The sequence below is a fragment of the Paenibacillus sp. GQ49 genome (genome assembly GCF_059759055.1).
In genome coordinates this window covers 132,974-146,509 of record NZ_JCAXEL010000018.1, presented here as the reverse complement: position 1 = coordinate 146,509, position 13,536 = coordinate 132,974, and the positions used below count along the sequence as shown (strand labels likewise).

Genomic DNA, 13,536 nt, shown 5'->3' with positions numbered 1-13,536 from the left:
AATAGGAAGACACACTTGATGATATCGAGTGTGTCTTTTTTTATTTTAATCCTAAATACTTATATAAACCTTAACAGCCCTGGTAAATAACCAAGGCTGTTTACTATTTCAATATTTATGAGAATGTTAAATAACTTTAAAAGGATCATTTCTTCTCTATCATCGATTTAAGTACAACATCTGTCTATACTTTCATTTGGTTGCAAGCCTCTCCAAGGATTGTAAGGGAGTTCTGCAATGCACACCATCCGAATGCTTAAGTTGGGCTCTCAAGTTCTGTACGGACACTGGACCCTCCTCGACATCGAGGTCAGGGTTAAAATGCGGCAGATCATTTAATCCGTCATATACTTCAAACTTAAGGTTAGTGTGAGCCAGTTTAATCATGGCGTGCATTAGTAACGAATTGGAGGACCGATTGCGCAGACTTCCGGAAATGGCAAGGATATTTAATTCTTTTTTCATGGATATAGATCATCTCTATTCTTTAGTAATGTAGGGCAATTTGTTTATTTTCCTCCTGTTTGAATGAGCTGTCTATAAAAAACGAGACGCCTTGTTTGTTCATTTTCAATGTAATATGAGGAATGGTTAAACAGCCCTCCTGTAGAACTTGTGCATTAATCATGTTTAGTGTGATCAATAAGGAAGCATGGGCTTTGTCACCTCCCATGGGGCTTGGGGAAGCAGCGATGGCAATGGTGGGTTTATTGAGCCATTCTCCAGAAGATACAACCCAATCTAGTGCGTTTTTTAAGACCCCAGGAACGCCGTTTCCATACTCTGGCGTGCAGATAAGGACCATATAATTAAGGCATTCTTCATGTTAGTCAGGGAATATCCACAATTCTTCATCAAAAATGCATGCCATCGTTTGTATTGCTCTGGGTAATAGAATGAAGCGATCACTTACAATAAACAACTGACGAAAGAAACGTGATAAATATTTTATAAAATTAGTACCAAGTACTAAGACTTAGTGCTATAATGATAAAAAACAAGTGAGGTGACTACCGGTATGAATCATCAATCAAAGGCAACTATCACGGCAATGGGGACGTATGTACCGGATCGAATATTAACGAATGCTGATCTGGAGAAATTAGTCGAGACAAGTGACGAATGGATTGTACAGCGTACAGGCATGAGAGAACGGCGAATTGCATCTGAAGATCAATTTGTATCTGACCTCGCAACGAAGGCTGTAGAAGATATGATACATCGTTATGATGTAAGTGTAGAAGATGTGGATATGATCCTTGTGGCTACAAGTACACCTGAATATGCTTTCCCAAGTACCGCATCCAGAGTACAGGCTAATCTTAAGATCCCACACACGGGCGTACTGGATTTAAATGCTGCATGCGCTGGTTTTACCTACGGGCTACAGCTTGCTGACAGTTTGGTGACTAGTGGAATGTACCGCAAAGTACTGGTTATTGGAGCAGAGACATTATCCAAAATTACGGATTACACTGACCGCACGACTTGTGTATTGTTTGGTGACGGGGCGGGAGCCTTCTTGGTTGAGAAAGCTGCGGTTGGAGAAGGTGACTTTATGGCAGCCATATCAGGTACACATGGAGAAGGCGGTGTACATCTCTATAAGAGTGGTCTGTCTTCGGAGATGAATGGTGTGCCTTTACAGGGCGAGGGATGCCTTGTTCAGAATGGGAGAGAGATCTATAAGTGGGCTGTACGGACGATTCCAGAGCAATTGGGTAAACTTATAACGAAAGCTGAATTAAGCCCTGACCAGATTGACTGGTTTGTCCCGCATAGTGCCAACATGAGAATGATTGAAGCTGTTTGCGAACGTGGTCCGGTTCCTTTGGAACGTACTTTAACCAGTGTCGAGTATCGGGGGAACACATCTGCTGCTTCCATTCCGCTAGCTTTACAGCTTGCAGTGGATGAAGGGAAATTGAAAGAAGGACAGAACGTAGCTCTCTTTGGCTTTGGCGGTGGTCTGACGTACGCAGGTCTGGTGCTGAAATGGGGCGTGCCAGACAAGGTTCAGGAATGAGTAACATCCGACGGTATGCAACACAAAAATAAATAGAGAACATAAAAGAGACCACCCAAACTTCATGCTGTCATGAAGAAGGTGGTCTCTTTAATGGGTTAACTCGTTTCAAAAAAGTGATATGATTGCATCTATTTTTTGTGTTAACCGGAATTGCTTAATCCCATAAATATTTTACGGCGTAAGCTTAGGCGGTTGGCGGTGATGTGTACCTTGTTCGTAGCTGTAAGCCAGCTTGATCAAGGTTCCTTCATCAAAGGCACGACCAAGGAATTCCATGCCTACTGGCAAACCATCAGTTGTGAAACCAGCAGGGACCGTAATCGCCGGGAAGCCGGAGAAAGGACTCAATCGGTTGTTACCACCAGAGTTTTGTCCTTCGCCAATAACACCAGCGGCTTGTGTGGACGTAGGATAGATGATGGCATCCAGGTTGTTGTCTGCCATAACTTTCAGCAGGGACTCACGTGTAACTTGGGTGCGTTTCAGGACGATGTCCTTGTATTCGGTAGTCTCCAACGTTTGGCGTGCATCCCGAGTCTTCATGGATTGCTCCTGAGATTTGTCGAACTCTCCGGAAGCGATGATCTCGGACAGACTGTGATATGGAGCGTCTGCACCCAATGAGTCCAGATAGTCATTCAGTTGGAACTTGAATTCATATCCGCTGAGACTTGGGTATTTGTTGATCTCAGCCAAGTTCGGGATGGAAATTGGAACTGCGGTAGCGCCTAGTGTCTTCAGTTCTTCTACAGCGGTGTTGATCACGTCAGCAACGGCTTTTTCTTCAGCTTTGGTACTTGGGATGAGTTCTGTGGCCACACCGATGCGTGCACCTTTCAGTCCGTTTACATCCAAGAAGTCTGTATAGCTGGAAGGGATTTTTCCAACCGCGTAAGCTGTAGCGACATCTTTTTTATCATAGCCGGCTGTAGCATCCAACATGATTGCAGCGTCACTAACCGTACGAGCCATAGGTCCACCTACATCCTGTGTCAAAGCCAATGGGATAATGCCTTCACGGCTGGACAGTCCGATGGTTGGGCGGATACCCACAAGGCTGTTGAAGCTGGATGGGATTCGAATCGAACCACCAGTGTCTGTACCCATGCCGGCTGCAGCAAAGTTTGATGCAATGGCTGCACCTGTTCCACCGCTTGAGCCACCTGGATAGTGGTCCAGGGCGTAAGGGTTCAGTGTTTGTCCACCCAATGAGCTGGATGTCGTGATACCAAATGCAAATTCATGCAGGTTTGTTTTGCCCAAAATAATGGCGCCAGCTGCTTTGAGCTTCTTCACTTGTTCAGCATCGTGAGCAGGGACGGAATCTTTCAGACATATACAGCCTGCGGTTGTAGGCATGTCATTGGTATCAAAGTTATCTTTGACCAGAATCGGAACGCCATGCAGAGGCCCGCGGGCACCTTGGGCTGCACGTTCTTCATCCAATTGCTCGGCAATTTGGAGCGCATCCGGGTTCAGGGTTAATACGGCGTTTATGCTTACCCCTTGATCATCGTATTTTTCAATGCGGTCCAGATATTTCTGAACCAGCTCTTTTGATGTCAGTTTTCCTTGCGTCATTGCAGTCTGGAGATCCATAATGGTTGCTTCCTCCAGGACAAACGGTTTTATGTAGTTATAAATTCGATCTTTCAATATGGAGAGGTCATTCTCCGTAAGTACAGCGTTTGGAAGGAAGAGGGATTCCGTATAACCTTTCATCAACCCCGCAGTGTTCAATGCACCAACAGCACCTGTGAAAGTGGCTTCATTCGGGACATCCTTGAATGATTCGGTAGTCGATTCCAGCTTGAGCCATTGTTGCAAGGCGACCGCAGCATCTTTACGTTGTACGGTTGTGCCGGAGAGCTTGTCCATGGTAAAAGGAACACCTGCAAGTGTAGCCGCTTCTTCCATGGCCTGAACAAATGCTGCCGGAGTAGCAGGCGCTTTTCCTTTGGATACAGCAGCTACTGTTGTTTTACTCGTAGGCGTTGCCGTTGCAGCTGATGCCGAAGGTAACGTTCCTCCCCATGTTGTGGCAACAACAGCTCCCGCCAGTAACAAAGCCCCACTTTTTTTCAATACAGATCCATGATAAGTCATGTATCCACGCTCCCTTCCTGTGTCTCATTGATGTGTGTAGCAGCGATTCTGTTTCTATGCTTTTGACACATTGTATATTCATGTCAGGTAATCTTACAAGGGTTATATTTATCCAAAAAAACGTATACATCAATACTGTACAGTGTTAATACTTATTCATGCTTCTGTTTACATGTACTCAGAAAAACTATTACATATTTTAATGTAAAGAAATATAACATGGAATCGATATGTTGATTAAACATGAGGTTACAGGATACTAGTAGATTAGGAAGTAGAGATGACAGAGCATACCTTTAGTGTGAAATGATATAATGAAAAGATAGGAATAAAAGAGACATAACGTTCTACCAGAGAGGAAGAGATATGAAGTGAAGACATTGGTACTCGCAGAAAAACCATCTGTAGCACGCGAAATAGCCAGAGTTATGGGTGCGCGTGATAAACATAAAAGTTACATGGAAGGCCCGAAATATATCGTTACCTGGGCGCTTGGACATCTTGTTGGATTAGCTGAACCCGAGGATTACGACAAGAAGTATGCAACATGGAATCTGGAGGACCTGCCCATTCTGCCAGAGCGTACGAAACTGAAGGTGCTTAAAGAGACCAATCATCAATATAAAGTCGTGCAGCAGTTGATGAAGCGTCAGGATGTGGGCGAGCTGGTCATTGCGACGGATGCGGCCCGTGAGGGAGAATTGCTGGCCCGTTGGATCATGCAGATGGCGGGGTGGAAAAAACCTTTTAAACGCCTGTGGATTTCATCCCAGACAGATAAGGCGATCAAAGACGGATTTGCTTCGCTGAAGCCAGGCAGTCAATTCGACCGCCTCTATGAATCTGCACGTTGCCGGGCTGAGGCCGACTGGATGATTGGACTTAACGTGACCCGTGCACTAACCGTTCGTTTCAATGCGCAGTTGTCTGCTGGACGGGTCCAAACGCCGACCTTGGGCATGATTATGGACAGGGAAAATGAAATTAATGGTTTCCGCTCTCAGGAGTATGAGACGTTAACGGCAGATTTGGGTGGTTTTCAGGCTGTGTGGCGGGCAACTGGAGGAGATTCACGAATTTTCGACCCTCAAGAAACGCAAGAATTGAAGAAACGGGTAGACGGGCGCAAGGGCACGGTTGCCCAAGTGAAGAAAAGCGAGAAAGTTGAGCCACATCCACTGGCATATGATCTGACGGAACTGCAACGGGACGCCAACCGGAAATATGGTTTCTCTGCAAAGCAAACATCAAATGTCCTGCAACGTCTGTATGAACAGCACAAACTCGTGACGTACCCACGTACGGACAGCCGGTATCTGACTTCCGATATGACAGCTACATTGAAAGAACGTCTGGACAGTGTAGCCATTGGACCTTATGCGTCTTTGGCACGTCCTTTGCTGCGCAAAAATCTGAATATCACCAAACGTATTGTGGATGACAGCAAAGTTACGGATCACCATGCGATTATCCCAACGGAGCAGACGGTGCTTTTGAATCAATTGAATCCAGAGGAACGCAAACTGTACGATCTGATCGTACGTCGTTTTATCAGCCTATTCTATCCGGCAGCGAAGTACGATTCGGTTGCGATCACGGTTCAGGTGGGGAATGACTCCTTCCATGTTAAAGGTACAACGGTGAAAGAAAGTGGATGGCGTGAAGTATACGGCGGCGATTACAGCGATGATGACGATGACCGTACTGATGATGCAGCAGACCATGAGCGTGCGCTTTTGCCAGATGTGCAGCAAGGGCAGTCCGTGACGGTTCAGCGTTGTCATATTAAAAGTGGACGGACGATGCCGCCCAAACGGTATACCGAAGCTGCTTTGCTTTCCCAGATGGAAAAGCACGGACTCGGCACTCCAGCTACACGTGCGGATATTATCGAGAAGCTGGTCAGTTCCGATACAATAGATCGCCAAGGCAACAGCATGCACCCGACTGGCAAAGGAAAACAGTTAATTGAACTGGCTGCTCCGCAGCTTCGTACACCGGATCTGACTGCTCGCTGGGAAGCTGAACTGGAACGCATCGCTCGTGGGCAAGGGAAACCGGGACCGTTTCTGGATAGTATCCGATCCATGGCGAAAGAGCTGGTGTCTACGGTAAAAGGCAGCAAAGCAGAGTACAAGCCACATAATGTGTCCAATAGCCATTGCCCGGACTGTAACGCACGGTTGTTGGAGAAGAAGGGCAAGCGCGGCAAGTTTCTGGTATGTCCCACGGAGGACTGTGGATATCGTCGTTCAGCAGAGAAACGATTGTCCAACCGTCGTTGTGCGCAGTGCCACAAAAAGATGGAAATCAAGGAAGGCAAGGCGGGGTTATACGTACAATGCCTACCTTGTGGCATTACAGAAACGTTGGATAAGGATAAACAGCATGTGAACAAACGCGATCAGCAAAAGCTGGTGAAACAATATGCGAAGCAGGAGTCAATTGGTTCTAACCTTGGAGATCTGCTGAAGGCGGCTATGGAGAAAAAGGGAAAGTAGAGCAAGCTCTGAGTTAGCGCAGATCGCATCACGCATGTAATGCTAGTTGTGAATAACTGACGTTATGGAGAGGGATTGCTGCGCGTATCCCTACTCATACATGTGATGCGGTATAAGATCCTCTGTTTTCAGGCAACGTAAGCCAAGGAGGTGATACCTACATGCCGCATAACAAACCAGAGAAGATCCATAACCAGCAAAACAAAGACAGTATTCGGGAAGAGAGTATCGCTGTGCGCCCGGACAAAGCAGCCAAAAGAGCACCAAGCCTGAACGGTATTCCAAAACAGGAGTCCTAGGTCAGAGCGAGGTTAGCGTTATTACACAAAATTGTGGTTCCCTACCCGGTGCGTTGAACATGTCTCTGATGAGGACTATAATGGAGACAGGGAGATGTCCCGGGACAGGGGGATCGCTAGAATTATATGCAAACCGGACTTATATTGTGGTTTTTATTTATTAATATAGTTGGTTATCTGGTGATGTCGGATGATAAGAGGCGTGCACAACAGCGTCGTGACCGTACACCCGAACGGACGTTATTCTTATTAGCCTTTATAGGCGGTGCTTTGGGAGTCTGGATCGCAATGTATCGGAAAAGGCATAAGACTAAACATCCCAGCTTCACCATTGGTATTCCATTGTTGTTATTCTTGAATGCGGTAATCTACGGTTACTTTATTCAATGAACACATGCGTAACCGTTCATACTGTGGTCTTATATGTAAATTCATTCTTATAAATGGTTCATTGTGGCTCTAGAACGTTTAAGGAGTTACATAGTTCTGTTATTTAACTGTTAGTTTATTACATGTCAGACCGAAGCTTGCTTCGCGTGCTCTACATATAAAGGAAGGGACGGGATTCACATGTTATTTTCCAAAATATTAGTGGCTTATGATGGTTCCAAAGCTTCAAATAAAGCACTTGATCGTGCGATTGAGCTAGCTAAAGTGTCCCCAAATGCAGTACTGGATGTCATTCATGCTTTTGATTTCCCGCGTGTATTCATCGGTGAGGGGTTGGCTCCATTGCCACCTTCACTTAATAATGACTACTACAATCTGGCGGTACAGACAACAGATGAAGCAAAAGAGCGAATTCAGGCTGCGGGTGTAACGGCCAATGTGGATCTGATTCAAGGAGCGGCTGCGGAAGTATTGCTTGATTTTGCCAAAGAAAATGATTCTGATATCATTATTATTGGTAGCCGCGGACTCGGTGGAATTCGGGAATTTGTCCTGGGTAGTGTCAGTCACAATGTGGTTCAGCATGCGCAGGTTCCAGTACTGATCGTAAAATAATGGATGAAGTGTGTACGCACTGAAGAGCAGGAAGCCGGTTGTCTTCGAGAGATTGAAGAGGAGCCGGCTTTCTTTTATGGGATGAAATGGATGGCTAACCGAATTTAATGAAGCAATTCCCGAACATTATATTTGTCAATATGTTAAATGTTCGTCTTTAAGTTGACATTAGCTGTAGGGGATTGTTAGAATGTTAGATGTGTCGATCAGGTAAGAATAAGGTCGAGTAGGAACGAAATGTGTAATAAGAGATTACCAAAATGAACGAAGATAGTTTGATAGATATTTGCTCGTATAACGCCGGGAATAGGGCCCGGAAGTATCTACCCGGGAACCGTAAATTTCCGGACTACGAGGAGATACGGCTGAGAGTCGCATGCAACTAGATGCGGACAGCAAGCCCCCTTTTGGCATGCCCAAATGAGGGGTACGTATTTCTTGGAGTCCGGTGTCCGGGGAAAATGTGATGTTTTCGCGGGTAGCGGATTTTTTCATTTCACACGTAATAAGAGTCCCTTAATAGTCAGATGTAATCAAAAAAGCTCAGACGGGAGTTGGATGTATTCATGTCACTGCAAGTCGCTGTAATTATGGGCAGCAAGTCGGATTGGGAAACGATGAAACATGCGTGCGAGGTGCTGGACGAGCTGGAGATTGGGTATGAGAAAAAGGTGGTCTCCGCCCATCGTACACCGGATCTGATGTTTGAATACGCAGAGCAAGCAATTGATCGAGGATTCAAGGTGATCATTGCAGGGGCAGGCGGGGCAGCACATCTACCCGGTATGGTTGCCGCCAAAACGATGCTTCCAGTCATTGGCGTACCGGTTCAATCCAAAGCATTGAACGGTCTCGATTCCTTGTTGTCCATTGTTCAGATGCCTGGTGGTATTCCCGTCGCAACTGTGGCGATTGGCAAGGCAGGGGCAACCAATGCAGGATTGCTGGCAGCTCAAATGATCGGTGCTTTTGACCCCGATGTCCAACGTCGCTCTGAAGCTCGCCGAGAGCGCATCAAACAAGAAGTACTCGAAAGCAGTGAAGAACTATGAGTAGTACAGGGAACCAATCCGGTATAACAGGAGAGCTGAAAAATGTCCTGCTGCCAGGGAAAACAACCATCGGCATTCTAGGGGGCGGACAGCTCGGACGGATGATGACGCTCGCAGGAACGGCAATGGGGTATCGATTCGTTACTCTTGATCCGGCTGCGGATGCACCTTGTGGTCAAGTTGCTCGTCAGATTGAAGCTGGTTATGACGATGCCAAAGCTGCACTTGAACTGGCTCGGCAATGCGATGTCATTACGTATGAGTTCGAAAATGTAGATGCAGAAGTTGCTGGGCTGCTTGAACGTGAGTCTTACGTTCCGCAAGGAAGTGCGTTACTGTACACCACACAACATCGGTTGCGTGAAAAACGTGCGATCGAAGCCGCTGGAGTAAGAGTCGCGCCTTATCGTGAGATCACAAGTGCGGATACGATGCTTGCTGCTGTTAGCGAACTTGGAGTGCCATGTGTACTGAAGACAGTGACTGGAGGCTACGATGGCAAAGGCCAGCGTGTAATTCGGAAAGCGAGTGAGGCTGTTGCCGCATATGAAGAACTTGCAGCTACAGGTGCGGAACTGGTGCTGGAACAATTCATCAAGTTTGAATGCGAGATATCGGTCGTTGTAGCGCGTAGTACAAATGGGGAGATCAAAACGTTCCCGCCAGCGGAGAACATTCATGTGAACAACATTTTGCATGCTTCAATTGTACCGGCTAGAGTTGCCGCAGATATCCAGATTGAAGCGCAAAAGCTGGCAGCAGCGGTGGCAGAATCGATGAAGGCTGTTGGACTGCTGGCTGTGGAACTGTTTGTAGCGGCGGATGGAAGACTGTACGTCAATGAGCTGGCACCAAGACCGCATAATTCTGGTCACTATACGATGGAAGCTTGTGCGACTTCTCAGTTCGAACAACATATCCGTGCGATCTGCGGATTACCACTCGGGGACACTTCGTTATTGAGTCCGGTTGTTATGGTCAATGTGCTTGGAGAACATCTGGAAGGCATTATCGCCAGAACAGGGCAACCTGATGTAGAAGCGATAGAGCTCGGTGTGATTCCCAAGCTTCACATATATGGTAAAACCGAAGCAAAAACAGGAAGAAAGATGGGGCATGTGAATCTGCTCTGTCAGGATGTTGAAGAAGGATTGCAATGGATTGAACAAACTAATCTCTGGAGGAATACAAATTCATGATTGAACGTTATAGCAGACCCGAAATGAGAGCCATCTGGACCGAAGAGAACAAATTCCAATCGTGGCTGGAAGTTGAAATTTGTGCATGTGAGGCGTGGGCCGAACTGGGTGTTATCCCTAAGGAAGAAGCAGCATTGCTTCGTCAGAACGCATCTTTTGACATCGATCGCATCTATGAGATTGAAAAAGAAACACGTCATGACGTTATCGCATTTACACGTACGGTATCTGAAAGTCTGGGTGCGGAGCGGAAATGGGTGCACTACGGACTGACTTCCACGGATGTCGTAGATACGGCTCTAGGTTATGTATTGCGTCAAGCGAATGAGATTCTGGAAAAGGATATCGTGAATTTCATTGAAATTCTTCGTGAAAAAGCATTGGCTTATCAGCACACACCAATGATGGGACGTACGCACGGTGTGCATGCGGAGCCAACGACATTTGGACTGAAAATGGCATTGTGGCATGAAGAGATGAAACGGAACCTGGAGCGTTTCCGTCATGCGGCAGACAATGTACAGTATGGCAAAATCTCTGGCGCAGTAGGAACATACGCGAACATCGATCCGTTTGTCGAAGAGTTTGTCTGTGAGAAGCTGGGCACGAAACCTGCGCCGATCTCGACTCAAACATTGCAACGTGACCGTCACGCGGAGTATATGGCTACACTGGCGTTGATCGCAACGTCCCTGGACAAGTTTGCTACAGAGGTACGTGCACTGCAGAAGAGTGAGTTCCGTGAAGTGGAAGAAGCTTTTGCAAAAGGTCAAAAAGGATCTTCAGCAATGCCGCACAAGCGTAACCCAATTGGTAGTGAAAACATCTCTGGTCTGTCCCGCGTCATTCGTGGACACATGGTATCCGCATACGAGAACGTAACGCTCTGGCATGAACGCGACATCTCACATTCTTCCGTAGAACGTATCATTCTGCCGGATGCAACGATGCTGCTGAACTACATGCTGAACCGTTTTGGTAACATCGTGAAGAACCTGACGGTATTCCCTGAAAACATGAAACGCAACATGGAGCGCACCTACGGGGTACCATTCTCCGGTCGCATCATGACAAAGCTGATCGACAAAGGCTTCAGCCGCGAGCAAGCATACGATACCGTTCAACCACGTGCGATGCAAGCATGGGAAGAACAACGCCAGTTCCAGGATATCGTGAGATCCACACCGGAAATCAAGGAAGTACTGAACGAAGAAGAAATCGCAGATGCGTTCAACCCGTCATGGCACCTGAAGCACGTTGACACCATCTTCAAAAAGCTCGGCTTGAACGATTAATATATAACTCCCATAAGGCTATAGCGCAGAATGATGGTTCAGCAGGGAACGCTTCTAAAAGAAAGCTACTTCGGAAGCATACGCTGCGCCTTTATCAAATGTAGAACAAGTTTTACTCCCTAAAAGTATAGGTTGATTATGTGTTCACGCTGGAACGGATAAGGCAGAAAAACCTGAAGAAGCAAAGCGCTCGCCTTTATCACAGGATTTTCCCCTTGAGAAAGAGGATCAGAAAAATTAGGGGATAACAGCGATCGGAAGGTTGTTCTGCATTCGGAGTGGCCCCGCGTGATTAGGGGAATTGGACGTATACTTTACATCTCCTGAAAGAAGGTGAGCCCATGGCACTGTCCACTGCGGCAGATCTCGTTAAAGCACCTCTGTTATATAAAGGAAAAGTACGTGAATTGTACGATCTGGGTGAACATTTTCTAATCGTGGTTACCGACCGAATCTCGGCATTTGATTACGTGCTGGACCCGGCGGTTCCTGAGAAAGGAAATGTGCTGAATAAACTCAGCAGTTTCTGGTTTGAACTGACAGGTAGCATGATGGAGAACCACGTCGTCCATACCGATGTGAATCAACTTGGTGATCTCATCACAGACCCTGAATTGCTCAAAGACCGCATCATGGTAACCCGTAAAGCAGAACGCATTGATATTGAGTGTGTTGTACGTGGATACATCACTGGTGGTGGATGGAGACAATATGAGACAAGCGGTGAAGTGAATGGCATTAAACTGCCTGATGGACTGCGCAAAAACGCCAAGCTCGAACTTCCCATTTTCACCCCGGCAGCCAAAAATGATGTAGGGCACGACGAGGACATCCCAATGGATCGCATGAAAGAACTGGTGGGAGACGGACTTGCAATGGAGCTTCAGGAAAAAAGCTTACGCTTGTATGAATTCGCCCGTGATTACTGTGATCAACGTGGCATTATTCTCGCAGACTGCAAATTCGAGTTCGGCATCGTGGATGGCAAGGTCATCCTGATTGACGAAATCTTCACTCCAGATGCTTCACGCTTCTGGGCCAAAGAGAACTATGAGCTGGACATCGAGATCGACAGCATGGATAAAGAGCCAGTGCGCACCTATCTCGCCGGAACCGATTGGGACAAGAACAGTAAACCTGATCCACTCCCACAAGAGGTAGTTGAAGCAACAACCGCAAGATACGTCGATATTTATACCCGTTTAACGAAATAATAAAGTTTAACGTGTGATTAGACTAACGTTTGAGCGGGCTACGAGAAAGTTTGGCTTTCGATCGCTGTTGCCCCCGGAATGTTTTGATTGGAATCCTTTTTTCAAAAGGAAACATTCCGGTTGCAAAGGCGAGCACTTCGTTTCTCTAGCTCAAATTTTTCCCTCCGCCAGTGTTCAAACTGGTGGGTGAGGCAATTAAGAGCGGTGGCTTCCCACAGGTAGGGGAAGCCTGAAAAATTAAGAGAATTAAATTCACTAATTACTAAAGTAACTTAAAGACCATTCACCATTCACTGTTTTGAAGGAATGGTCAGGCTAGACCATTAAACACCGTGCAACGTAAAAGGTTTAGGCCTTTAAAAAACGTCGCATGGACTAGCGGAGGGGCGGAATTGTTCTTAAAGGAGCGATAGCGTTCGCCTTTGTCCCCGGGTTTTGACCGCAGAGCGGGCCAAAACAATCCAAAAAACCTGGGGACAACAAGCGACCGGAAAGAACAATCCGCCCCGGAGCAAGCACCAAAAGTAACTTTTTTAACAGCGTAAAGCATTTATCCCGTTCATTACTGAGGAGGAACATAAGGATCATGATCAAAGCAACCGTATATGTCACTATTAAGCAAAGCGTACTCGACCCGCAAGGCGTAGCTGTTCAAGGAGCCCTGCATTCCATGGGATTCAACGAAGTGGAAAGTGTACGGATCGGTAAAGTCATGGAACTGAACCTGGATACAACAGATCGTGCGGAAGCGGAGAAACGATTGAAAGTCATGTGTGAAAAGCTGCTGGCCAACACCGTTGTTGAAGATTACCGCTACGAATTGGAGGGTTAATCTC

Annotated in this window: 13 protein-coding genes and 1 riboswitch; of the genes, 10 read left to right on the top strand and 3 right to left on the bottom strand. The window is 46.6% G+C overall.

Features of this window, described 5'->3' with window-relative positions; all coding sequences use genetic code 11:
- Positions 1-192: 192 nt before the first annotated feature.
- Both AC6CIF_RS24995 and AC6CIF_RS24990 read right to left on the bottom strand, forming a co-directional pair.
- Positions 193-465: an NADPH-dependent FMN reductase gene (locus AC6CIF_RS24995; RefSeq protein ID WP_498201954.1), complete on the bottom strand. Its 273-nt coding sequence runs from the start codon at positions 463-465 to the stop codon at positions 193-195.
- 22 nt (positions 466-487) lie between these two features.
- Complete coding sequence (locus AC6CIF_RS24990; RefSeq protein ID WP_498201953.1) at positions 488-805, bottom strand: NADPH-dependent FMN reductase; 318 nt, start codon at positions 803-805, stop codon at positions 488-490.
- Between the two features lie 213 nt (positions 806-1,018).
- On the opposite strand from AC6CIF_RS24990, the gene AC6CIF_RS24985 reads away from it, so the two are divergent.
- Positions 1,019-2,026, top strand: a complete 1,008-nt coding sequence (locus AC6CIF_RS24985) for a ketoacyl-ACP synthase III (protein WP_076215150.1) — start codon at positions 1,019-1,021, stop codon at positions 2,024-2,026.
- A 174-nt stretch (positions 2,027-2,200) separates the two neighbouring features.
- Here AC6CIF_RS24985 and AC6CIF_RS24980 read toward each other — a convergent pair whose 3' ends face one another.
- The gene (locus tag AC6CIF_RS24980; RefSeq protein WP_498201952.1) at positions 2,201-4,135 is read right to left on the bottom strand and encodes an amidase family protein; all 1,935 of its coding nucleotides are present in this window, start codon (positions 4,133-4,135) and stop codon (positions 2,201-2,203) included.
- 371 nt (positions 4,136-4,506) lie between these two features.
- Between AC6CIF_RS24980 and AC6CIF_RS24975 the strand changes: the two genes are divergently transcribed.
- The 9 genes from AC6CIF_RS24975 (at position 4,507) to purS (ending at position 13,532) form a co-directional block, all read left to right on the top strand.
- Positions 4,507-6,636: a DNA topoisomerase III gene (locus AC6CIF_RS24975; RefSeq protein ID WP_498201951.1), complete on the top strand. Its 2,130-nt coding sequence runs from the start codon at positions 4,507-4,509 to the stop codon at positions 6,634-6,636.
- Positions 6,637-6,797: 161 nt separating this feature from the next.
- A complete protein-coding gene (locus AC6CIF_RS24970; protein WP_017690703.1) occupies positions 6,798-6,935 on the top strand; it encodes a hypothetical protein in 138 nt (45 codons plus the stop codon).
- A gap of 126 nt (positions 6,936-7,061) precedes the next feature.
- Positions 7,062-7,325 carry a DUF1294 domain-containing protein gene (locus tag AC6CIF_RS24965; protein WP_498201950.1) on the top strand — a complete coding sequence of 88 codons (264 nt, stop codon included), beginning with the start codon at positions 7,062-7,064 and terminating at the stop codon, positions 7,323-7,325.
- A gap of 180 nt (positions 7,326-7,505) precedes the next feature.
- Positions 7,506-7,940 (top strand): universal stress protein, encoded by a 435-nt coding sequence (locus AC6CIF_RS24960; protein WP_047840488.1) that lies wholly within the window; start codon positions 7,506-7,508, stop codon positions 7,938-7,940.
- Positions 7,941-8,210: 270 nt separating this feature from the next.
- Positions 8,211-8,312: riboswitch (purine riboswitch) on the top strand.
- 194 nt (positions 8,313-8,506) lie between these two features.
- Positions 8,507-8,992 (top strand): 5-(carboxyamino)imidazole ribonucleotide mutase, encoded by a 486-nt coding sequence (gene purE, locus AC6CIF_RS24955; protein ID WP_017690699.1) that lies wholly within the window; start codon positions 8,507-8,509, stop codon positions 8,990-8,992.
- Entirely contained in the window at positions 8,989-10,191 is a 1,203-nt protein-coding gene (gene purK / locus AC6CIF_RS24950) for a 5-(carboxyamino)imidazole ribonucleotide synthase (protein WP_498201949.1), read from the top strand. The genes purE and purK overlap by 4 nt, the downstream gene beginning before the upstream one ends.
- On the top strand, positions 10,188-11,486 hold the full coding sequence (purB, locus tag AC6CIF_RS24945; RefSeq protein WP_498201948.1) for an adenylosuccinate lyase: 1,299 nt from the start codon (positions 10,188-10,190) through the stop codon (positions 11,484-11,486). The genes purK and purB overlap by 4 nt, the downstream gene beginning before the upstream one ends.
- Before the next feature lie 341 nt (positions 11,487-11,827).
- Positions 11,828-12,700: a phosphoribosylaminoimidazolesuccinocarboxamide synthase gene (locus AC6CIF_RS24940; protein WP_498201947.1), complete on the top strand. Its 873-nt coding sequence runs from the start codon at positions 11,828-11,830 to the stop codon at positions 12,698-12,700.
- A 586-nt stretch (positions 12,701-13,286) separates the two neighbouring features.
- Positions 13,287-13,532, top strand: a complete 246-nt coding sequence (gene purS / locus AC6CIF_RS24935) for a phosphoribosylformylglycinamidine synthase subunit PurS (protein ID WP_017690695.1) — start codon at positions 13,287-13,289, stop codon at positions 13,530-13,532.
- Positions 13,533-13,536: the final 4 nt, after the last annotated feature.

What these genes read in the sequence shown, in the direction of transcription:
- purK (WP_498201949.1), top strand. Translation starts at nt 8,989, where the DNA reads ATGAGTAGTACAGGGAACCAATCCGGTATAACAGGAGAGCTGAAAAAT.
- purE (WP_017690699.1), top strand. Translation starts at nt 8,507, where the DNA reads ATGTCACTGCAAGTCGCTGTAATTATGGGCAGCAAGTCGGATTGGGAA.
- AC6CIF_RS24965 (WP_498201950.1), top strand. Translation starts at nt 7,062, where the DNA reads ATGCAAACCGGACTTATATTGTGGTTTTTATTTATTAATATAGTTGGT.
- AC6CIF_RS24940 (WP_498201947.1), top strand. Translation starts at nt 11,828, where the DNA reads ATGGCACTGTCCACTGCGGCAGATCTCGTTAAAGCACCTCTGTTATAT.
- AC6CIF_RS24980 (WP_498201952.1), bottom strand. Translation starts at nt 4,135, where the DNA reads ATGACTTATCATGGATCTGTATTGAAAAAAAGTGGGGCTTTGTTACTG.
- AC6CIF_RS24960 (WP_047840488.1), top strand. Translation starts at nt 7,506, where the DNA reads ATGTTATTTTCCAAAATATTAGTGGCTTATGATGGTTCCAAAGCTTCA.
- purS (WP_017690695.1), top strand. Translation starts at nt 13,287, where the DNA reads ATGATCAAAGCAACCGTATATGTCACTATTAAGCAAAGCGTACTCGAC.
- purB (WP_498201948.1), top strand. Translation starts at nt 10,188, where the DNA reads ATGATTGAACGTTATAGCAGACCCGAAATGAGAGCCATCTGGACCGAA.
- AC6CIF_RS24990 (WP_498201953.1), bottom strand. Translation starts at nt 805, where the DNA reads ATGGTCCTTATCTGCACGCCAGAGTATGGAAACGGCGTTCCTGGGGTC.
- AC6CIF_RS24995 (WP_498201954.1), bottom strand. Translation starts at nt 465, where the DNA reads ATGAAAAAAGAATTAAATATCCTTGCCATTTCCGGAAGTCTGCGCAAT.
- AC6CIF_RS24985 (WP_076215150.1), top strand. Translation starts at nt 1,019, where the DNA reads ATGAATCATCAATCAAAGGCAACTATCACGGCAATGGGGACGTATGTA.
- AC6CIF_RS24970 (WP_017690703.1), top strand. Translation starts at nt 6,798, where the DNA reads ATGCCGCATAACAAACCAGAGAAGATCCATAACCAGCAAAACAAAGAC.